Annotated in this window: 22 protein-coding genes; 16 read left to right on the top strand and 6 right to left on the bottom strand. The window is 38.6% G+C overall.

Features of this window, described 5'->3' with window-relative positions; all coding sequences use genetic code 11:
• The first annotated feature begins 47 nt into the window (after nt 1-47).
• From R8495_RS09740 to R8495_RS09690, 11 genes are all read left to right on the top strand, one after another.
• On the top strand, nt 48-707 hold the full coding sequence (locus tag R8495_RS09740; protein ID WP_317635285.1) for a Panacea domain-containing protein: 660 nt from the start codon (nt 48-50) through the stop codon (nt 705-707).
• On the top strand, nt 707-1,042 hold the full coding sequence (locus R8495_RS09735; RefSeq protein WP_317635284.1) for a hypothetical protein: 336 nt from the start codon (nt 707-709) through the stop codon (nt 1,040-1,042). The genes R8495_RS09740 and R8495_RS09735 overlap by 1 nt, the downstream gene beginning before the upstream one ends.
• A gap of 375 nt (nt 1,043-1,417) precedes the next feature.
• A complete protein-coding gene (locus R8495_RS09730; RefSeq protein ID WP_317635283.1) occupies nt 1,418-2,383 on the top strand; it encodes an ABC transporter substrate-binding protein in 966 nt (321 codons plus the stop codon).
• A 327-nt stretch (nt 2,384-2,710) separates the two neighbouring features.
• Nucleotides 2,711-3,679: an ABC transporter substrate-binding protein gene (locus R8495_RS09725; RefSeq protein WP_317635282.1), complete on the top strand. Its 969-nt coding sequence runs from the start codon at nt 2,711-2,713 to the stop codon at nt 3,677-3,679.
• Between the two features lie 17 nt (nt 3,680-3,696).
• Nucleotides 3,697-4,611: an ABC transporter permease gene (locus R8495_RS09720; protein WP_317635281.1), complete on the top strand. Its 915-nt coding sequence runs from the start codon at nt 3,697-3,699 to the stop codon at nt 4,609-4,611.
• Nucleotides 4,589-5,392, top strand: a complete 804-nt coding sequence (locus R8495_RS09715; protein WP_317635280.1) for an ABC transporter ATP-binding protein — start codon at nt 4,589-4,591, stop codon at nt 5,390-5,392. The genes R8495_RS09720 and R8495_RS09715 overlap by 23 nt, the downstream gene beginning before the upstream one ends.
• 41 nt (nt 5,393-5,433) lie before the next feature.
• Nucleotides 5,434-5,679 carry a type II toxin-antitoxin system HicB family antitoxin gene (locus R8495_RS09710; protein ID WP_317635279.1) on the top strand — a complete coding sequence of 82 codons (246 nt, stop codon included), beginning with the start codon at nt 5,434-5,436 and terminating at the stop codon, nt 5,677-5,679.
• Nucleotides 5,680-5,764: 85 nt separating this feature from the next.
• A complete protein-coding gene (locus R8495_RS09705) occupies nt 5,765-6,607 on the top strand; it encodes a hypothetical protein (RefSeq protein WP_317635278.1) in 843 nt (280 codons plus the stop codon).
• Nucleotides 6,608-6,610: 3 nt separating this feature from the next.
• The gene (locus tag R8495_RS09700; protein ID WP_317635277.1) at nt 6,611-7,474 is read left to right on the top strand and encodes a hypothetical protein; all 864 of its coding nucleotides are present in this window, start codon (nt 6,611-6,613) and stop codon (nt 7,472-7,474) included.
• A 3-nt stretch (nt 7,475-7,477) separates the two neighbouring features.
• The gene (locus R8495_RS09695; protein WP_317635276.1) at nt 7,478-8,269 is read left to right on the top strand and encodes a hypothetical protein; all 792 of its coding nucleotides are present in this window, start codon (nt 7,478-7,480) and stop codon (nt 8,267-8,269) included.
• 3 nt (nt 8,270-8,272) lie between these two features.
• Entirely contained in the window at nt 8,273-9,136 is an 864-nt protein-coding gene (locus R8495_RS09690) for a hypothetical protein (RefSeq protein ID WP_317635275.1), read from the top strand.
• A 26-nt stretch (nt 9,137-9,162) separates the two neighbouring features.
• Here R8495_RS09690 and R8495_RS09685 read toward each other — a convergent pair whose 3' ends face one another.
• Genes R8495_RS09685 through R8495_RS09675 form a run of 3 tightly spaced genes read right to left on the bottom strand, consistent with a single transcriptional unit; the run spans nt 9,163 to nt 11,545 of the window.
• A complete protein-coding gene (locus R8495_RS09685) occupies nt 9,163-10,917 on the bottom strand; it encodes a DUF3114 domain-containing protein (protein ID WP_317635274.1) in 1,755 nt (584 codons plus the stop codon).
• Nucleotides 10,918-10,928: 11 nt separating this feature from the next.
• Complete coding sequence (locus tag R8495_RS09680; protein WP_317635273.1) at nt 10,929-11,207, bottom strand: hypothetical protein; 279 nt, start codon at nt 11,205-11,207, stop codon at nt 10,929-10,931.
• Complete coding sequence (locus R8495_RS09675) at nt 11,204-11,545, bottom strand: YwqH-like family protein (protein WP_317635272.1); 342 nt, start codon at nt 11,543-11,545, stop codon at nt 11,204-11,206. The genes R8495_RS09680 and R8495_RS09675 overlap by 4 nt, the downstream gene beginning before the upstream one ends.
• 176 nt (nt 11,546-11,721) lie before the next feature.
• Here R8495_RS09675 and R8495_RS09670 point away from each other — a divergent pair, with 176 nt between their 5' ends.
• A complete protein-coding gene (locus tag R8495_RS09670; RefSeq protein WP_317635271.1) occupies nt 11,722-12,558 on the top strand; it encodes a DegV family protein in 837 nt (278 codons plus the stop codon).
• A gap of 83 nt (nt 12,559-12,641) precedes the next feature.
• The gene (locus R8495_RS09665; RefSeq protein ID WP_317635270.1) at nt 12,642-13,349 is read left to right on the top strand and encodes an MgtC/SapB family protein; all 708 of its coding nucleotides are present in this window, start codon (nt 12,642-12,644) and stop codon (nt 13,347-13,349) included.
• 14 nt (nt 13,350-13,363) lie between these two features.
• Here R8495_RS09665 and R8495_RS09660 read toward each other — a convergent pair whose 3' ends face one another.
• The gene (locus R8495_RS09660; protein ID WP_317635269.1) at nt 13,364-14,185 is read right to left on the bottom strand and encodes a hypothetical protein; all 822 of its coding nucleotides are present in this window, start codon (nt 14,183-14,185) and stop codon (nt 13,364-13,366) included.
• Nucleotides 14,186-14,602, bottom strand: a complete 417-nt coding sequence (locus R8495_RS09655) for a bis(5'-nucleosyl)-tetraphosphatase (RefSeq protein ID WP_317635268.1) — start codon at nt 14,600-14,602, stop codon at nt 14,186-14,188.
• Nucleotides 14,603-14,679: 77 nt separating this feature from the next.
• On the opposite strand from R8495_RS09655, the gene R8495_RS09650 reads away from it, so the two are divergent.
• The gene (locus R8495_RS09650) at nt 14,680-15,765 is read left to right on the top strand and encodes a S66 family peptidase (protein ID WP_317635267.1); all 1,086 of its coding nucleotides are present in this window, start codon (nt 14,680-14,682) and stop codon (nt 15,763-15,765) included.
• Here R8495_RS09650 and R8495_RS09645 read toward each other — a convergent pair.
• A complete protein-coding gene (locus tag R8495_RS09645; protein ID WP_317635266.1) occupies nt 15,762-16,337 on the bottom strand; it encodes a xanthine phosphoribosyltransferase in 576 nt (191 codons plus the stop codon). The two genes, R8495_RS09650 and R8495_RS09645, sit on opposite strands and share 4 nt — an antisense overlap.
• Before the next feature lie 141 nt (nt 16,338-16,478).
• On the opposite strand from R8495_RS09645, the gene R8495_RS09640 reads away from it, so the two are divergent.
• Both R8495_RS09640 and R8495_RS09635 read left to right on the top strand, forming a co-directional pair.
• A complete protein-coding gene (locus tag R8495_RS09640) occupies nt 16,479-16,757 on the top strand; it encodes a PspC domain-containing protein (RefSeq protein WP_317635265.1) in 279 nt (92 codons plus the stop codon).
• A 29-nt stretch (nt 16,758-16,786) separates the two neighbouring features.
• Entirely contained in the window at nt 16,787-17,341 is a 555-nt protein-coding gene (locus tag R8495_RS09635; RefSeq protein WP_317635264.1) for a shikimate kinase, read from the top strand.
• Nucleotides 17,342-17,348 lie beyond the last annotated feature (7 nt).

Genomic DNA, 17,348 nt, shown 5'->3' with positions numbered 1-17,348 from the left:
AATCTAATTTTAATTGATATAATTTAATAAAAAAGGAGGTGTTTCAGATGAGAGATGTAACCGAGTACGCAAAATTCTTCTTGAAAAAGGGATTAGATTCTGAACCAAATACTTTTGATGGAAATATGAAATTACAGAAGCTTCTATTTTTTGCAAATTTTATTAATTATGCGGAAAATGAAAAACTGCTATTCTCAGAAAAGATGTGCGCTTTCGAAAATGGTACGGTAATTGAAGAAGTTCGTCAAAAGTACAAGAATGACTATAATTCTTTTAAACAAGATGCAATGCGTTTTGATCCTGATTTTTCTCAACAAGAGTACGAGATTTTAAATAAAACTATCGATATATTCGGTAATTTAAACGCCAGAGAACTTTCTAAATTGAATCACGAGTTTAATTTTTGGCAAAAACGTTACCAGGCATCAACGAACGAAAATGGATATTTTAACAAAAAATTATCTGAGATAACAACTGAAGATTTTGATTTGGAAGTTGATAAAATACGACAAGTATTAAAAATTCGTCAAGAAAATCAGCAAGATAATCAGGTTACAGAACTTGTTAACGGCGTAACCTTCTTTTATGATCCTAATGAAATAGACGTTGATAAAATTATGCCACAGTTAGACTTTTTTTCGATGAATGAAGCAGATGAGGAATCATATATTGTTTCGCTTGATGACGGCAATTTGGTGATTATGTAATGGTATCTGTTGGACAAGCCTATTGGGGAAAAACTTGCTTTGCTGATGGCAGCATGCCTGCGTATATACGACCGTACCTAATAGTTGAAGTTTTGGAAAAAGGTGTTTATGTATTAAATGTTTCTTCTAGTAAAGGAAAAGAAAATAAATTGATATATAAAAGTAATTATTTTCTTAAAAATAATTACCCTCCATTTCCAAAATCTAGTTTTGTTAAACTAGATTCAAGAAAATTTATTTCAAATGAGGAGTTAAAAGACTTTAATTTAATGTGTAGGGGGGATAAACTCAATTCAAAAGATTTGAATTTTATTTTAAAGAATCATTTGAAGTAGTTTAATTCAAGGACATGGCGAAGGCACTTGGCATCGATCCGGCGAGCATTAAAGCGCCGAAATAAAAAACTTGACGTTTACAATTTGAACGCATATAATTCAAAACAATCAGGTTGGAGGAAATTCTTGATGAAGAATTTAAAACAAAACTTACAACTGAATAATCGTTTTAGCTTTAGCTTTTTTAGATAAAGTTTGTGTTCATCTAGGTGAATGCAAACAAATGCAAGTTTGTATTTATCTATGATGGCTAGAGCATTTTGACATACGGTTAGCCACGTAGAAGCTAAGTGGCTAACGGACAGATCTCAATTTCGACCAAATTCGATACCCACTTAGTAACTAGGTGGGTATTTTTTTGAAGGAGAAGGAAAAATGAGAAAGAAATTATTGATTGGTCTTAGTTTGGTTAGTTTATTGGCACTTGGAGGTTGCAGCGCAAATAGTAAGGAAAGCACCTCGAAGGTTAAGCATGTTGGCGTCTTACAGTTAGTTCAGCACCCATCGCTTGATAAATCGTACACTGGTTTCAAAAAAGGCTTGAAAGAGGGCGGCTACGTCGAAGGTAAGAACGTCAAATTTGATTATCAGAACGCTCAGAATAGTCAAGATAATTTAAAAAGTATGAGTGATAAATTAGTTAAAGATCGGCCAGATTTGCTGCTTGGAATTGCAACTCCCGCAGCACAAAGTTTAGCTAATGCAACAACGACAATTCCAACAGTCGTAACAGCAGTTACTGATTTAAAAGCCGCTAAATTGGTTAAATCGAACGAGAAGCCAGGCGGCAATATCACCGGAACGCACGATATGGGACCAATCGAAAAACAAGTCGAGTTGCTTTTATCAATTGTTCCGAAAGCTAAAAAGATCGGAATCATGTATAATGCAGGCGAGTCCAATTCTAAAATTCAGGCTGATCGAGCGCTAAAGGTTTTGAAAAAGGCGGGGGTAGAAGCCGTGGTCAAGACCGCTAATAGTACCAATGACGTGCAACAAGCTACTGAAACTTTAGCCAGCTCCACTGATGGTATTTATATTCCGACAGATAATACTTTTGCATCTGCTGCTGAGATTATCGGAAAAGTGGCCAAGGAAAAGAAAATTCCCGTAGTAGCAGGAGCAGTTGATCAAGTGAAAACGGGAGGTCTCGCAACACTTGGGATTGATTTTGAAGAGATCGGTGTTCAGACGGGCAGAATGGCAGCAAAAATCTTAGATGGCAAGGCAAAACCGGCAGATATTCCGGTTGAGGCGCCTAAGACTTTGAAATTGTACGTGAATAAAGAAATGGCGCAAGCACTGGGAATTAATCCTACTAGCATTAAGGCACCAAAATAAATGTATTTTTATTCTTGACTAAATCAATTAGATCGAATATAATTTTAAGCATCAAGTTGGAGGGGATTCTTAATGATTAAGAATTTAGAAATTAACTTACAACTGAATAATCGTTTTTACTTTAGCTATTTTAGATAGAGTTTGGATTCATCAAGATGAGTCCAAACTGATTCCAGGTTTGGATTGATCTATGATGGCTAGAGCATTTTGACTTACGGTTAGCCACGTAGAAGCTAGGTGGCTAACGAAGAATAATCATCATCAACTGATTTCGGTACCCACTTAGCAGCTAAGTGGGTATTTTTTTATGAAAGATGGAGGAGAATGATGAAAGTAAATAAAGCATTGGTCGGACTAAGTATCGCAGGAGCGTTATTATTGAGTGGTTGCGCAAATAAAGGCAATTCAGGTGACTCAAAGGTTAAGCAGGTCGGAGTTTTGCAGGTAGTGCAGCATCCGTCACTTGATAAGGCCTACGATGGCTTTATAGAGGGCTTAAAAGAGAGCGGCTATACCGAAGGTAAGAATCTCAAAATTAATTATCAAAACGCTCAAAATAGTCAAGATAACTTGAAAAGTATGAGTGAGAAGTTGGTCAATGACAAGTCAGACTTGCTGCTTGGAATCGCAACTCCGGCAGCGCAAAGTTTAGCTAATACCACAACTACGATCCCAACAGTCGTAACGGCAGTCACAGATTTGAAAGCAGCTAAATTGGTCAAATCAAACGAGAAGCCAGGCGGCAATATTACCGGAACTACTGATATGGGACCGATTGAGCAACAAATTGCTTTACTTTTATCCATTGTTCCCAACGCCAAAACAATTGGACTAATGTATAACGCAGGTGAGGCTAATTCAAAAATCCAAGCCGATCAGGCGGAGAAACTTCTCAAAAAAGCTGGCGTCAAGGTCTTGATTAAAACCGCTAATACGACTAATGATGTTCAACAAGTTACTGAAACGTTGGCGGGGTCAACCGATGGGATTTACGTGCCAACCGATAATACTTTTGCATCGGCTGCAGCAATAGTTGGTAAAGTCGTAAAGGAAAAGAAAATCCCGTTAGTAGCAGGGGCATTGGATCAAGTAAAAACTGGCGGTCTTGCAACGGTCGGAATTGATTATAAAGCTTTGGGTGTTCAGACGGGTAAAATGGCAGCGAAGATTCTTGATGGAAAAGCAAAACCAGCAGAAATGGCAGTTGAGAATCCAAAAGAATTACAGCTTTATATCAATAAAGACATGGCTAAGGCACTTGGGATTGATCCGACAAAGATTAAACAACCTAAATAGTTAGAGGAATAAACAAGATGACTAATATTTTTGAATTATTATTATCAACGACCTCGCAAGGACTCTTGTGGTCGGTGATGGCAATTGGAGTTTACCTAACATTTCGAATTCTGGATATTGCCGATATGACAGCTGAGGGTAGTTTTCCGTTGGGCGCGGGGATTGCGGCAATGTGTATTGTGAATAAGGTGAATCCGGTTGTAGCAACTTTTGCTGCGTTTCTAGGTGGGATGCTTGCAGGACTCGTAACGGGACTTCTAAACACCAAGCTTAAAATTCCTTCATTGTTAGCTGGGATTATCACGATGACAGGACTTTATTCCGTTACTTCGCGGGTAATTGGTAACGCTGCGAATATTTCACTTTTGGGCAAGGATACGATTTTCACAGAGGCGCAAAAATGGGTGATGACTCGCAACAATTCTGTCATTGTGGTTGGGCTTTTGATTGCTCTGTTAGTTATCGGACTATTGATGTTATTCTTTAGTACAGAGATTGGCCTGGCGATGCGCGCGACGGGAGATAATCCAGATATGAGTGCCGCAAACGGGATCAAAACGGAGAATATGAAGATCTTAGGTTATATGATTTCAAACGCCTGTATTGCGCTCTCGGGAGCTTTGATCGCACAAAATAACGGATTTGCCGACTTAAATTCAGGGGTCGGAACGATCGTAATTGGACTTGCTTCCATTATAATTGCAGAGGTTTTGTTGAAAAATCAAAAGATCGGCCTGCGACTTTTTACAATTGTCATTGGAGCAATTTTGTATCGTCTCATTCTTGCTTTAGTATTTGAAATGAACGTCCAGCCATCAGATGCGAAACTGGCTTCGGCGTTAGTCTTAGTAGTTTGCTTATCGTTGCCGAATTTCCGGCTGCATCGCAATAAAAAAGGAGGATCTGATCATGCCACAAGTCTTGAAGATTAATGATTTGCAACAAACTTTTGAACGTGGGACGGTAAATGAAAATCACGTGCTGCGCGGGATCGACCTCGAACTTGAAGCAGGGGATTTTGTCACGATTATTGGTAGTAACGGAGCTGGCAAATCGACGTTGTTAAATAGCATTGCGGGGACTTTACCAGTGACGCAGGGTCAAATCATTTTAAATGATGAAGATGTTACTAAACAGTCGGTTACTAAGCGTGCTAAGAAGATTAGTCGAGTTTTCCAGGATCCAAAAATGGGCACAGCAGTGCGCTTGACGGTTGAAGAGAATCTAGCATTGGCGATGAAAAGGGGACAGCGGCGTGGTTTTGCACCAGGAGTAAAACCTCGTGATCGTCAATTTTTCAAAGAGCAGTTGGCGACGTTAAATTTGAATCTTGAGAATCGCCTGGAGTCAGAGGTAGGACTTTTATCTGGGGGTCAGCGCCAAGCAATTACTTTACTGATGGCCACGCTAAAGCGGCCTGATTTAATTTTGTTAGATGAGCATACGGCAGCACTGGATCCGAAAACTTCAATTACCGTCATGGATCTGACGGAGAAATTAATCAGCGAGCAGCACCTGACGGCGTTTATGGTGACTCACAACATGGAAGATGCCATTCGCTACGGCAATCGGCTGATCATGCTCCACCAAGGCAAAGTGGCGCTCAATTTAAAGGGTGATGAGAAGCATGATTTAACTGTTACCAAATTAATGGATCTTTTCCAACAGCAAGCAGGCAGTCAATTAGAAGATGATGCGCTTTTGTTAGCTTAATTAGTGTTAAAATTAGAACAGAAAATGTTTGAGGTAAAATAATGGAGCTGACTTATCCGGTGATTGTATCTAAGTTCAATGACAATGGTAATTATTTTGTGGTGACCTCGCCAGCGCTTACAGAACTGAAAGTTACTAAGAGAACTATGCCGGATGCAACTTTCTGGGCGGCGGATGAGATTGCTACGATGTTAGAAGGAAAAGAAGATTATCCTGCTCCAGGCGATCCAGCAAGTTGGGATCTGAAAAATAATGATCAGGTCTTGTATTTGACGATTGAAATTTAAAATGAAGACTCACAATTCGATTTAGAACTGTGGGTCTTTTTTTGACTTGTTTAAATTTAAGTAAAGTAGAGGAAAGAGTAGCACCATGAAGAATAAAATTAAAATAGCGCTCGGCATTCTCACGATCATTGGATTAGTAACTGCTGTTCTATATCTTGATAGACGTAATCAAGCTCGCCGTAAAATCTTAGATCCCGTTTTTATAAACATGAGTTCCAAAGAGCTAGAGAAAGCAAAAGACAAAGGCATTGCGCTTACTCCGAGGATTAAATCCGATCAAGCTTCTGAATTGGTGGGCAAATCATTTTCGTTTAATACACGTGTATTTACTGAAAGAGCAATGAAGTATCCCGGTCATGGCGAGTATTTTCTCAGATTAAATGAAGATCAAACATTTGTGTTGGTTTATAATCACACTTTTAAAGACTCGTATCTGCCAGGCGATGAGGGATTGCCTATATGGCTTGAAATAGAATCGGGAGATTACATGGTTAAGGGGGATCAAATTAAATTAAATGTTAGAAGATATTCGATGATTGATCAAGATTCCAATGATCAAAAATTTGAAAAACGTCAAAGAATCAATGAAGTGAAGATTAACTATAAGTTACTTAGTGTCAGCAGAAGAACATTACAGGAATTGCCACCTGAAGTACAGAACAAGATAAAGAAAGATAACATATTTCCGGGCAAAGAAAATTTACCGGAACGGTTTAAAGACGAGGATAACTATGTCATAAAGAAAGAGGGTAAAAACTGGCGGGTTGCGAAGATCAAAGCAGATCTAGGTAAGGATAGTAAGACTTTGGATACCGATCATTTGGAATACAAGGATTACCTCCACGAGTACGATCATGTGTATAAGATTCCCAACTCCATTAATGACTTAATACTAGGCAAAATAAAAAAGGGAGAGGTCAGCAAGTAGCAGATGAAGAATAAAATTAAAATAGCGCTCGGCATTTTCGCAATTATCGGATTAGTAGTTGCTGTCCTAATTATTAATAGACCTCAAAAGAAGCATTCTAATAATCAGCCAGTTCGTCATGAAAACTTAGATCCAGTGTTTGCGAAGATGAACTCTAAAGAGCTAGAGAAGGCTAAAGACAAAGGCATTGCGCTCACTCCAAGGATTAAAGTAGATCAAGCTTCGGACTTAGTGGGCAAATCATTTTCGTTTAATACACGTGTATTTACTGAAAGAGCAATGAAGTATCCCGGTCATGGCGAGTATTTTCTCAGATTAAATGAAGATCAAACATTTGTCTTGGTTTATAATCACACTTTTAAAGATTCGTATCTGCCAGGCGATGAGGGATTGCCTATATGGCTTGAAATAGAATCGGGAGATTACATAGTTAAGAAGGATCAAATTAAGTTAAACGTTAGAAGATATTCGATGATTGATCAAGATTCCAATGATCAAAAATTTGAAAAACGTCAAAGAATCAATGAAGTGAAGATTAACTATAAGTTACTTAGTGTCAGCAGAAGAACATTACAGGAATTACCACCTGAAGTACAGAACAAGATAAAGAAAGATAACATAATTCCAGATAATGAAGATTTGCCGGAAAGATTTAGGGATGAAAATAACTATGTCATAAAGAAAAAGGATAAGAATTGGCGGTTTGCGAAAATCAAAGTGGATCGTGGTAAGGATAGTAAGATTTTGGATACTGATCATTTGGAATACAAGGATTACCTCCACGAGTACGATCATGTGTATAAGATTCCCAATTCTATTAATGACTTAATACTAGGCAAAATAAAAAAGGGAGAGGTCAGCGAGTAGCAGATGAAGAATAAAAGAAAATTAATGATAATAACTGGCAGCATTCTTGTTGTATTTGTTGTTGCAGGTCTTATGTTTATGCATTATAGAGCAGAGAAGGCGAAAGACAAAGGCATTGCGCTCACTCCGAGGATTAAAGCAGATCAGGCTTCGGACTTAGTGGGCAAATCATTTTCGTTTAATGTAGAAGTATTTACTGAAAGGGCAATGAAGTATCCCGGTCATGGCGAGTATTTTCTCAGATTAAATAAAGATCAAACATTTGTCTTGGTTTATAATCATACCTTTACTGATTCGTATCTGCCAGACCATGCGGAATCGTCTATATGGCTTGAAATAGAGTCGGGAGACTACATAGTTAAGGAGGATCAAATTAAGTTAAATGTTAGAAAATATGCGATTATTGGTCAGGGTTTCAATGATCATAAAGTGGAAAATTTAAAAAGAATCAATGAAGTGAAGATTAACTATAAGTTGCTTAGTGTCACTGAAAGAACTTTTCGAGAATTACCACCTGAAGTACAGAACAAGATAAAGAAGGATAATATATTTCCTGGCAAAGAAAATTTACCGGAACGGTTTAAAGATGAGGATAACTATGTCATAAAGAAAAAGGGTAAAAATTGGCGTTTTGCGACGATCAAAGCAGATCTAGGTAAGGATAGTAAGACTTTGGATACCGATCATTTGGAATACAAGGATTACCTCCACGAGTACGATCATGTGTATAAAATTCCCAATTCGATTAATGACTTAATTTTAGGCAAAATAAAAAAGGGAGAGGTCAGCAAGTAGCAGATGAAGAATAAAATTAAAATAGCGTTCGGCATTCTCACGATCATTGGATTAGTAGTTGCTATCCTAATTATTAATAGACCTCAAAAGAAGCATTCTAATAATCAGCCAGTTCGTCATGAAAACTTAGATCCAGTGTTTTCGAAGATGAGTTCCAAAGAGCTAGAGAAAGCAAAAGACAAAGGCATTGCGCTTACTCCGAGGATTGAATCCGATCAAGCTTCTGAATTGGTGGGCAAATCATTTTCGTTTAATACACGTGTATTTACTGAAAGAGCAATGAAGTATCCCGGTCATGGCGAGTATTTTCTCAGATTAAATGAAGATCAAACATTTGTCTTGGTTTATAATCACACTTTTAAAGATTCGTATCTGCCAGGCGATGAGGGATTGCCTATATGGCTTGAAATAGAATCGGGAGATTACATGGTTAAGGGGGATCAAATTAAATTAAATGTTAGAAAATATGCGATTATTGATCAAGATTCCAATGATCAAAAATTTGAAAAACGTCAAAGAATCAATGAAGTGAAGATTAACTATAAGTTACTTAGTGTCAGCAGAAGAACATTACAGGAATTGCCACCTGAAGTACAGAACAAGATAAAGAAAGATAACATATTTCCGGGCAAAGAAAATTTACCGGAACGGTTTAAAGACGAGGATAACTATGTCATAAAGAAAGAGGGTAAAAATTGGCGGATTGCGACGATCAAAGCAGATCTAGGTAAGGATAGTAAGACTTTGGATACTGATCATTTGGAATACAAGGATTACCTCCACGAGTACGATCATGTGTATAAGATTCCCAACTCCATTAATGACTTAATCTTGGGCAAAATAAGAAAGGGAGAGGTCAGCAAGTAGTGCTGTCTCTTCCCTTTTTCTTAAAGTTATTTTTTTAGAATGTCTGAGAAATTTATATTGTTAAGTTCAGAGAACGTCTTAGGTGTGTTTGCGTCATAGTTATCACCTCCCGGAGAAACATAAATTTTCATCCCCCCGCTGGTTGCTTTATTTCGATTAGGCATGTCTAATTTATACCAATAATTGTAGTCATAATTGTAGTGAGAACTTTTACGAGCATCTAGTTTATAATTTTCATTATCCCCCTCCTTCTTATTCATGTCCCCGGTATTGGAATAATTGTAGGAAGGTCCATTTATGAATCCATTAAGGTCGTCGAAATCCCAATTGTTGTAATCGAGGGCATTTTTTCCCGCGGTATTATTGAGATTTACCTTCAACAAATCGCCCGTCTTGTTGTTAACAATGAATTCAACGTTGAATTTGGATAATAATTTATAGTTGTTGTAGTCGGTTAAGTCTTTAATATCTGTAATTCCCGCCTTTCTGAGATTCTCTTTCACCTTATTGATCCCTTTGAAATCTTCCTCAGTAGCTTTAAATGAGCTTAACTTATTGTGAGGTCTTGAACTTTCGAAAGTTACTTCGGTGTCTGCATATTTGCTAAGGATTGGATGGTTTTTCAGATCTTTGCCCTTCATTTTTGTCAATAAATCTAAGAACACAGCTGGTTTAATCCCCAGTTTTTTGGCTTCGTTCTCGACGTAGACAGCGTTGGCATAAGAAACGTAATAGCGCAATTGATGAATTGCAGCGGCAAAATCTCCTCTTGCAGTTGATAGTCCACCAGGTATAGTAAGATTAAATGGAAAGGCGTTTTGTACCAATCTCGGCAGAAGTTCTTGTAAGAACTCGTTATGAAATGGATCCAAATTTGTGGGGAATCCGTTCGGGATTTTCAAGTAACCGTCTTTCATTTCAGCTCCCAAATATTTAAGCATTGCTTTCAGTGCCCGTTGAGCAGGTTCACCTGCACCCCCTTCTTGGGCGTAAGGTCGGATCAGTGCATTAAATGCATCAGAGCCGACTTCCCGGACGCTTTTGGCGATGTTATTGAGCACCTTTACTCGATCTTTGGCATTAAGCATCTTTTCCTTGATAAATTCTTTCAACGAGTTTAGACCTCCTTCAGACCAACCGTCCGCTGCTAATTCTTCTAATAATGCTCCCAAGATAAATTTCTCGTCGCCATGGAGGGTTACTGTATCGATGGAACGAATCACCGTCTTTACACGCACAACACTTCTGCCAATGTTATCAAATGATTTATCGAGATCTTTGCGCGAGTGGAAAGTCATTAAATTGGTTTTGGTTTTATCGATGTGTCGATTTAAGTTGTGTAGAAGTTCATCGCAGCTGCTAGATAATTTGTAAACGTTAGCTCCTGCACTTGCGGCTTTTGCGGCAGCATTATTTGCTAAAGTTTCGCCTGAGATGTTACTAGTTTGGGCGTTCTTTACTTTTTTTGAAATTTCTTCAAGATTCCCTGAAATGATGACCGCATCGTCGCTATTATCAACGCTACTTTTGAAGATGTTGATCATCTGATGCATCTGTTTAGTTAAATCTTCAAGATTCTGGTTCAATTTTTTCGTGGAAGTTTCGTGAATCTTTTGGGTGTAATCAAGCATCAAGGTCTGAGCTCGACCGTGGAAATTCTCTGTCTTTGGTACACCTAACATTGATTCGTTAACGTCTTTTAAAGCATTTTGAAGGAGATCAGCATCTCTTTTCAAACTCTCATAATTCTCCAACACTTCGCTCATTTTAATTTTAACCATTAATGATCACCTCAATTCTTTTCGATTGCCTGACCAATGGCTTGATCAGTCTTTTTAAAATATTTGCCAGTTTTACTAAATTCATCGGTGTCATGGGATGCCACGTCAGCGTATTTCTTAATAATACCGTCCAACTGTTTTTCGAGTTCAACTGCTTGAACGAAGGGGTGAATATCGGTCCCAGGCGTTTTAAGAACGTGGATCTTTTGTGACTTCAGCCAATTGATATCCTTCTTTGCTTTATTTACGTTAGAATCATAACTAGATTTGTCGATTTGAATTTTCGTCATTTGACACTTGCCTCCGCCTGTAATGCGCTCGCTAAACTGTTGCGCAAACTCTCAATTTCACTTTCCAACTGCTTAATTCTGGTCATTGTAGCAAAGATATTATCGTTGTTAGTTCTAATATTTGCGGTGATAATATCGTCAATTTGAATAGCTTGGTAACTGAAAGTCTCCTTTTGTTGCCCGCGCCAAGGGTGAGCCGTGGACTTTGCCTGTTTAATCGAATTACCAGCTTCGGTCAGCCGTTTATCAGCACTATACATATCAATCAGCGCACCTTTTAGCACCTGGATCTTTTCTTCCGCCGCTCTAATTTGGCTCATAATTTCACTTGAATTCATGGTTCCTCCTTTTATTTAAATCAGTATTACTCTGTTATATACACTTTACCATATCATGAATGTTAGCGCTTTGATAGTGCTGAAGTTCAGAAAATTAACATTCGCTTAAAAATATTTTAAAAGTGTCGTAATCATGTATAATTTAATATAGGCAAAAAATTATAGCGAGGTGCAAAATGAGTAAAATCCAAATTGTTACAGATTCTTCAGTCAGACTTACTAAGCAAGAAATTGAAGAATACGAAATTGAAATCGTACCCTTAAAAGTTGAAATTGACGGCAAGAACTATCTTGATGGCATCGATATTACGCCAATTGAATTCGTGGAAAAGATGCGTCAAGCTACGAATTTGCCGAAAACTAGCCAGCCTTCGCTTGGCGACTTTGTTGGGGTCTACAGTAAATATGCAAGCAACGGGCAAACTGTGTTGTCCATCCATATGCTTGCAGCTTTGAGCGGAACGGTGAACGTTGCTAGAGAAGCTGCAAAGATTAGTCACGGGGAAGTGATTGTGGTTGACAGTGATTTTACTGATCGAGCCCTTGCTTTTCAAGTACTCAAAGCTGCGCAAATGGCAAAATCAGGTGCTTCAATTGAGGAAATTTTGACAGAAATCGAGAAAGTTAGAGACGAAACGAAGGTCTACTTGGCTTTACCGACGCTGACCAATTTAGTTAAAGGAGGGCGAATCAGCCGAGTTTCAGGCGTGCTGTCTACGATCATCCGGCTTAAGCTTGTCATCGAGTTAAAAGATCAGAAATTGCTTCCAGTCAAGAAGACTCGCAGCATGAAAGGAATCGAACAATTTTATAACGGAGTAATTGATGAAATGTTGCAAAATCCTAATTTACATTCGATTGGGATCTCCTACGTTAACGCAGAGGATTATGCCAAATCACTAGCAGCGCATATTTTTAGAATTCGTCCAGATATTCCAACTTTGCTTGCAGAAACAGGTCCCGTCCTAGCAACGCATATTGGCGAAAAGGCAATCGCAATTCTTTATTATTAAAATTTCGCTAATTTCCCTTTTAACGTTTCAAAAATAAGCGTAAACTATTCAGTTAGTCTAGATCTTTCGAAGGGGGGAAAATTATGAATTTGTATTTATCAATTTACGAAATTATCTTTCGTCTACTGCTGTCAGTTGTTTGTGCTGGTCTGATCGGTTACAATCGAGAGCAAAAAAATCACTCTGCGGGATTGCGGACGCATATCTTAGTTTGTGTGGGGGCCTGCATTATTGCAATGATCCAAAAGGAGATTGGCTTCAATGCCTTGATGATGGCCAGCAAATATCCGCGTTACGCAGGAGTTATTAGAGCAGATGAGGCGCGGTTAATCGCCCAGGTGGTTAGCGGGGTCGGGTTCTTAGGCGCTGGGACGATCTTAGTACATCATCAAATTGTCCGCGGATTAACGACAGCTGCTAGTCTGTGGGCAGTAGCTGGGTTAGGTTTAGCAATTGGAATGGGGAATTATGACATCGCAATTGCTGGTACCGTGGTTATTTTCCTGGTTTTAACGGTTTTGAAGCAAATTCTTCACATTACGCCAGTTAAGAAAGTTATGATTCAGTACCGGCACAAGAAAGAAACCAAAACTTTCATTCAGGATTATTTTGACGAGCACGGTATCGTGGTGCGCGACGTTAACTTTAACGTTGACCAGTCGGATACCAATAATCATATCTATACTAACGTCTACGACGTGGAGATCCCGACCAAGATCAATAACGCCGATATCATTGAAGATATTTCAATGAATGAGAATATTATGTCAATTAAGATGGTCAGCCTTTAACAAAAAATGCCCCTTTACTTTGGAGGCATTTTTTTTGGCTTGAATTGTTGATATGAAACGAATAAGCAAATCAGCAAGACTGCAGAGTTCATCACGATTTTCAATGTGATAAAATCAGTCGCAGAATTGACGACTTGAGTTAAAAAGATAAAATAAAAGATCGCTATAATGAGATAAGCTAAAGTAAAGGTATTAGACGTTAACGGCACTGAGAGCTCATTTAAAATTCTGGGAGCCAGATACATCATTTGAAGCGCAATTACGAGGTTTAAGTGATGCGTTTTGAGATAAACTGTTGCCAATAGAACGCTAAAAGCCATGGACAAAATTATCTTCTCGATGACCGACATGAGAAAGACCCCGCTGCCATATGAAATTGATAAAATATAAATGTTAGTTAATCCAAACGCAATTGTACTTACAACAACGGCTCGATAAGGTTTGTCAGGGTTAGCTTGTTCGACTAAAGTCAGGATCAATCCGTAAATAATGAAAATGTTAGAAACAGCACTTAAAAACAAATTCAATAAATTAACGAAAAACAAGCTTCCTAGTTGCCAGTGCCAGATATCTACCAGCAACAAAATAAAGATTAGCGCTGGGAGACAAGTAATTAATTGGCTCTTAAAGTTGTGGCGGTTCTGCCAGCGAATTGGGACTTTAAAAAATTTACTGTTTAGGTAAATTGCAATTAGTAGGACAATTAAGTTAGTAACCAAACTCAGATACTCTTCTGGTAAGATTTTTTGACCAAATTGTCTGACCAGAGGAGCTCCGATTCCTAAAATTAGCCAAGCTGCAATGGTAAATTCTAGCGATTTATTTTTGGATTTCATTTAACGGCCATTCAAGTAATTGTGAGCGTTTCTGAGAATTGCCCTTAAACTGGCATAAGTCAGGGTCGCTCGCGCATCTTCGTAGTTAAACCAGTCCAAGTGGCTGATTTCAGAATCCTGTTTAATTATCTTTTGATCATCGCTAGCTTCAGCTAAAAAGAGAATTGTTCGCTTGAGGTTGCCGTTAGCCAAGGGATATTCATCTGACTGTCTAAAGCCAGTGACGTCGACGTGCACGTTAAGGCCGGTCTCCTCTCGGATTTCGCGTTCTGCCGCTTCTTGTTCAGATTCTCCTTCTTCGACGTGTCCTTTTGGAAACCCCCAGTAATGAGAAGGCACACTTTGTTCAAGAAGATATTCGATCGTTCCATTGTGTTTGCGGTATACGACCGCTCCGGTTGAAATTTCTAATGTCAATTTTCTTCCTCCATTAATTCATGGTTAAATTATAGCGCAAATGTTATACTTTCCCTAAATAAATGGAGAAACTAAAAATGCTTAATTTACCATCGAATTTAGAAAAAGGCGACAGAATCGCGATTGTAAGTCTTTCTCGGGGAACTTTGGGCGAAAAATCGGCCAAACATCAACTTGATCTGGGTCTCAAAAGATTGCAAGAATTAGGACTTAAACCAGAATTGATGCCCAACGCGTTAAAAGGGGTGAAATATTTAGCAGCACACCCTGAGGCGCGAGCAGCAGATCTCAAGGCAGCTTTTTACGATTCACGGATCAAAGGAATTTTTTGCGCAATAGGGGGACTTGATACTTATCGAATACTTCCACATATAATGGAAGATTCAGAATTTGTTCGAGCTGTGTTGCAACATCCCAAGCTATTTAGCGGGTTCTCAGATACGACAATTAATCATTTGATGTTCCACCGCTTGGGTCTACGGACTTATTATGGTCCGAATTTTATCAATGATTTAGCAGAGCTTGATTCTGATTTGCTCCCAAAAACTAAAGAAACTATTATGCGTTACTTTTCAAATCCAAGTGAGACGGCGATTACTTCAAGCCCAGTTTGGTATGAAGAACGAACTGATTTTTCTGAAAAAGCGCTAGGGACTGTTCGGCCTAGTCATGTAGAAGAGCATGGATATGAGGTTCTAAGAGGTCAAGGAGTTGTCACTGGTGAACTGCTTGGCGGCTGTTTAGACAGTTTGCATGACATGATTCACACGACGATTCCAAAAATTAGCGATGAAGATAAAGTTATTGCTAAGTATCAGATTTTTCCGTCAAAAGAAGAGTGGCAGGGGAAAATCTTATTTATCGAAACTAGTGAAATGTGTCCAGATGCAGAGTTTTATCGGCATATGTTAGAAGATCTGAAGGCTTGGGGAATATTTCAAAACATTAATGGGATTATTGTCGGAAAACCGCAAAATGAGAAAAATTATGAAGAGTATAAAGCTGTCTTATTAGATGTCACCAGTGACTTTCAGCTGCCCATTATTTATAATGTGAATTTTGGACACAGTTATCCGCGGGTGGCTTTGCCGTACGGGGCAAGAGTAGAGCTCGATCTTGATCACCCTGCGATCACCGTTAAAGAGCCATTTTTTAGAAATTAATCCTCGGTAAAAACGACTTTGCCGTCTTTGAATTCAGAAATTCTTGCGAGGGCTTCAACTCTAATATTGTTCTCGTCGAGAAGTTTTCTGCCGCGCTGGAAAGTCTTTTCGATCACGATCCCAACGCCTTGAATATTAGCACCGGCGGCTTTAGTAATATCAAGTAGTCCGTAGACAGCTTGTCCGTTAGCTAGAAAATCATCGATGATCAAAATGTTCTCATCGGGGTGCAGGAAACGCTTGTCGATAATAATCTTATTCTTGACTTGCTTCGTGAATGAAAAGACATCAGCGGTGTAGACGTTGTCTGGCAAAGTCAGCGATTTATGCTTGCGGGCGAAAACCACTGGTAGATCCATAACATAGCCCGCCATTACCGCAGGGGCAATGCCGGATGATTCAACGGTTAAAATGCGATCAGCATTTGTATCAGCAAAAATCCTCGCAAATTCTTTGCCGATTTCCATCATTAGAGCAGGATCAACTTGGTGATTTAGAAAAGAATCGACCTTTAAAATGTCGTCATTAAGAATTAGTCCATCTTTTTGAATTCTGTCTTCCAGTAGTTTCATTTTTTCTCCTTGCGTAAACACTTTTCATTCAGAATAATTTAATTAGCCAAAAAGATCAACTGTAAAATCAATCTTTTGACCGATTTGTTTAAGTTTTTAACTGGGTTATACTTATATTATATTTAGTAAGGAGTTGCCGACATGATTCTTTTCTTTATTTTCTTTTTTATAGTAATTTCACTTTTGATTCTTCTGTTTATTGCTTCGTTAGTTGGAAGAGTTCTAGGACTTTATAAATCGACTGATAATCGAGTTCTGGCAGGTGTTTGTGGGGGAATCGGAGAACGGTTTGGAATCTCTCCTGGCATTCTCAGAATCGTCTGGCTTTTGTCGATTTTGCTCCTTGGACAGGGGCTGTTTTGGTATCTTGCTTTTGCCATTGTTTTACCAACTAAAAGTCACCACTGGGACGATTTCTAATTAGGGTAATTTTAGGATAGAATATAGGTATGAATAAAGCTGAACAAAATGAAACGATAGTACTCGTTGGTTTTTGGGGGATTTTCCAAAACCAAATTGGCCACAATCTGGCTGAACAATTAAATAGGCCCTTTTATGACTTCAAAGAAGAGGTGGAGAATCAGTTTTTGCGTTTGCCACCTAGTCAATTTGACAGCATCGGTTGGGATGAAATTCATCATGTTGAAGAATATGTGTTCTCCGATTTGCTTAGTAGGCAGGGGAGCATTATTTCGACTGGTTCTGACTTGGTTGAGGATAAAAATAATCTCATTACTTTAGTGGAATCAGACGCAGCTATTATCTATTTACATATCAAACATTCAAAATCATTGGTCAAGTACCTAGCTACTCATTTGTATTCAGATTATATTGGTGAGCAGCCTGTTGAGAAAATTTTGCAGGATTATTGGAAGTTTGGGGATGAAGCTTATCGCAATATTTCTGACTTATTATTGGAAACAGCGAACAAAGATGCAGCAGAATTAGCCCACGAGATCGCATCTTTTATTACTACTGAAGTTGATGAAGACGATCTATTTTAGGAGGAGA

It is taken from the genome of Xylocopilactobacillus apicola, assembly GCF_033095985.1.
Taxonomy (GTDB): Bacteria; Bacillota; Bacilli; order Lactobacillales; family Lactobacillaceae; genus Xylocopilactobacillus; species Xylocopilactobacillus apicola.
The sequence above is the reverse complement of the archived record's forward strand: the minus strand, read 5'-3'. Positions and strand labels throughout refer to the sequence as shown.

Coding starts and splice junctions, on each gene's coding strand:
- R8495_RS09675 (WP_317635272.1), bottom strand. CDS start 11,545: ATGAATTCAAGTGAAATTATGAGCCAAATTAGAGCGGCGGAAGAAAAG.
- R8495_RS09670 (WP_317635271.1), top strand. CDS start 11,722: ATGAGTAAAATCCAAATTGTTACAGATTCTTCAGTCAGACTTACTAAG.
- R8495_RS09720 (WP_317635281.1), top strand. CDS start 3,697: ATGACTAATATTTTTGAATTATTATTATCAACGACCTCGCAAGGACTC.
- R8495_RS09660 (WP_317635269.1), bottom strand. CDS start 14,185: ATGAAATCCAAAAATAAATCGCTAGAATTTACCATTGCAGCTTGGCTA.
- R8495_RS09710 (WP_317635279.1), top strand. CDS start 5,434: ATGGAGCTGACTTATCCGGTGATTGTATCTAAGTTCAATGACAATGGT.
- R8495_RS09695 (WP_317635276.1), top strand. CDS start 7,478: ATGAAGAATAAAAGAAAATTAATGATAATAACTGGCAGCATTCTTGTT.
- R8495_RS09635 (WP_317635264.1), top strand. CDS start 16,787: ATGAATAAAGCTGAACAAAATGAAACGATAGTACTCGTTGGTTTTTGG.
- R8495_RS09700 (WP_317635277.1), top strand. CDS start 6,611: ATGAAGAATAAAATTAAAATAGCGCTCGGCATTTTCGCAATTATCGGA.
- R8495_RS09680 (WP_317635273.1), bottom strand. CDS start 11,207: ATGACGAAAATTCAAATCGACAAATCTAGTTATGATTCTAACGTAAAT.
- R8495_RS09715 (WP_317635280.1), top strand. CDS start 4,589: ATGCCACAAGTCTTGAAGATTAATGATTTGCAACAAACTTTTGAACGT.
- R8495_RS09645 (WP_317635266.1), bottom strand. CDS start 16,337: ATGAAACTACTGGAAGACAGAATTCAAAAAGATGGACTAATTCTTAAT.
- R8495_RS09665 (WP_317635270.1), top strand. CDS start 12,642: ATGAATTTGTATTTATCAATTTACGAAATTATCTTTCGTCTACTGCTG.
- R8495_RS09740 (WP_317635285.1), top strand. CDS start 48: ATGAGAGATGTAACCGAGTACGCAAAATTCTTCTTGAAAAAGGGATTA.
- R8495_RS09650 (WP_317635267.1), top strand. CDS start 14,680: ATGCTTAATTTACCATCGAATTTAGAAAAAGGCGACAGAATCGCGATT.
- R8495_RS09690 (WP_317635275.1), top strand. CDS start 8,273: ATGAAGAATAAAATTAAAATAGCGTTCGGCATTCTCACGATCATTGGA.
- R8495_RS09730 (WP_317635283.1), top strand. CDS start 1,418: ATGAGAAAGAAATTATTGATTGGTCTTAGTTTGGTTAGTTTATTGGCA.
- R8495_RS09735 (WP_317635284.1), top strand. CDS start 707: ATGGTATCTGTTGGACAAGCCTATTGGGGAAAAACTTGCTTTGCTGAT.
- R8495_RS09640 (WP_317635265.1), top strand. CDS start 16,479: ATGATTCTTTTCTTTATTTTCTTTTTTATAGTAATTTCACTTTTGATT.
- R8495_RS09685 (WP_317635274.1), bottom strand. CDS start 10,917: ATGGTTAAAATTAAAATGAGCGAAGTGTTGGAGAATTATGAGAGTTTG.
- R8495_RS09725 (WP_317635282.1), top strand. CDS start 2,711: ATGAAAGTAAATAAAGCATTGGTCGGACTAAGTATCGCAGGAGCGTTA.
- R8495_RS09705 (WP_317635278.1), top strand. CDS start 5,765: ATGAAGAATAAAATTAAAATAGCGCTCGGCATTCTCACGATCATTGGA.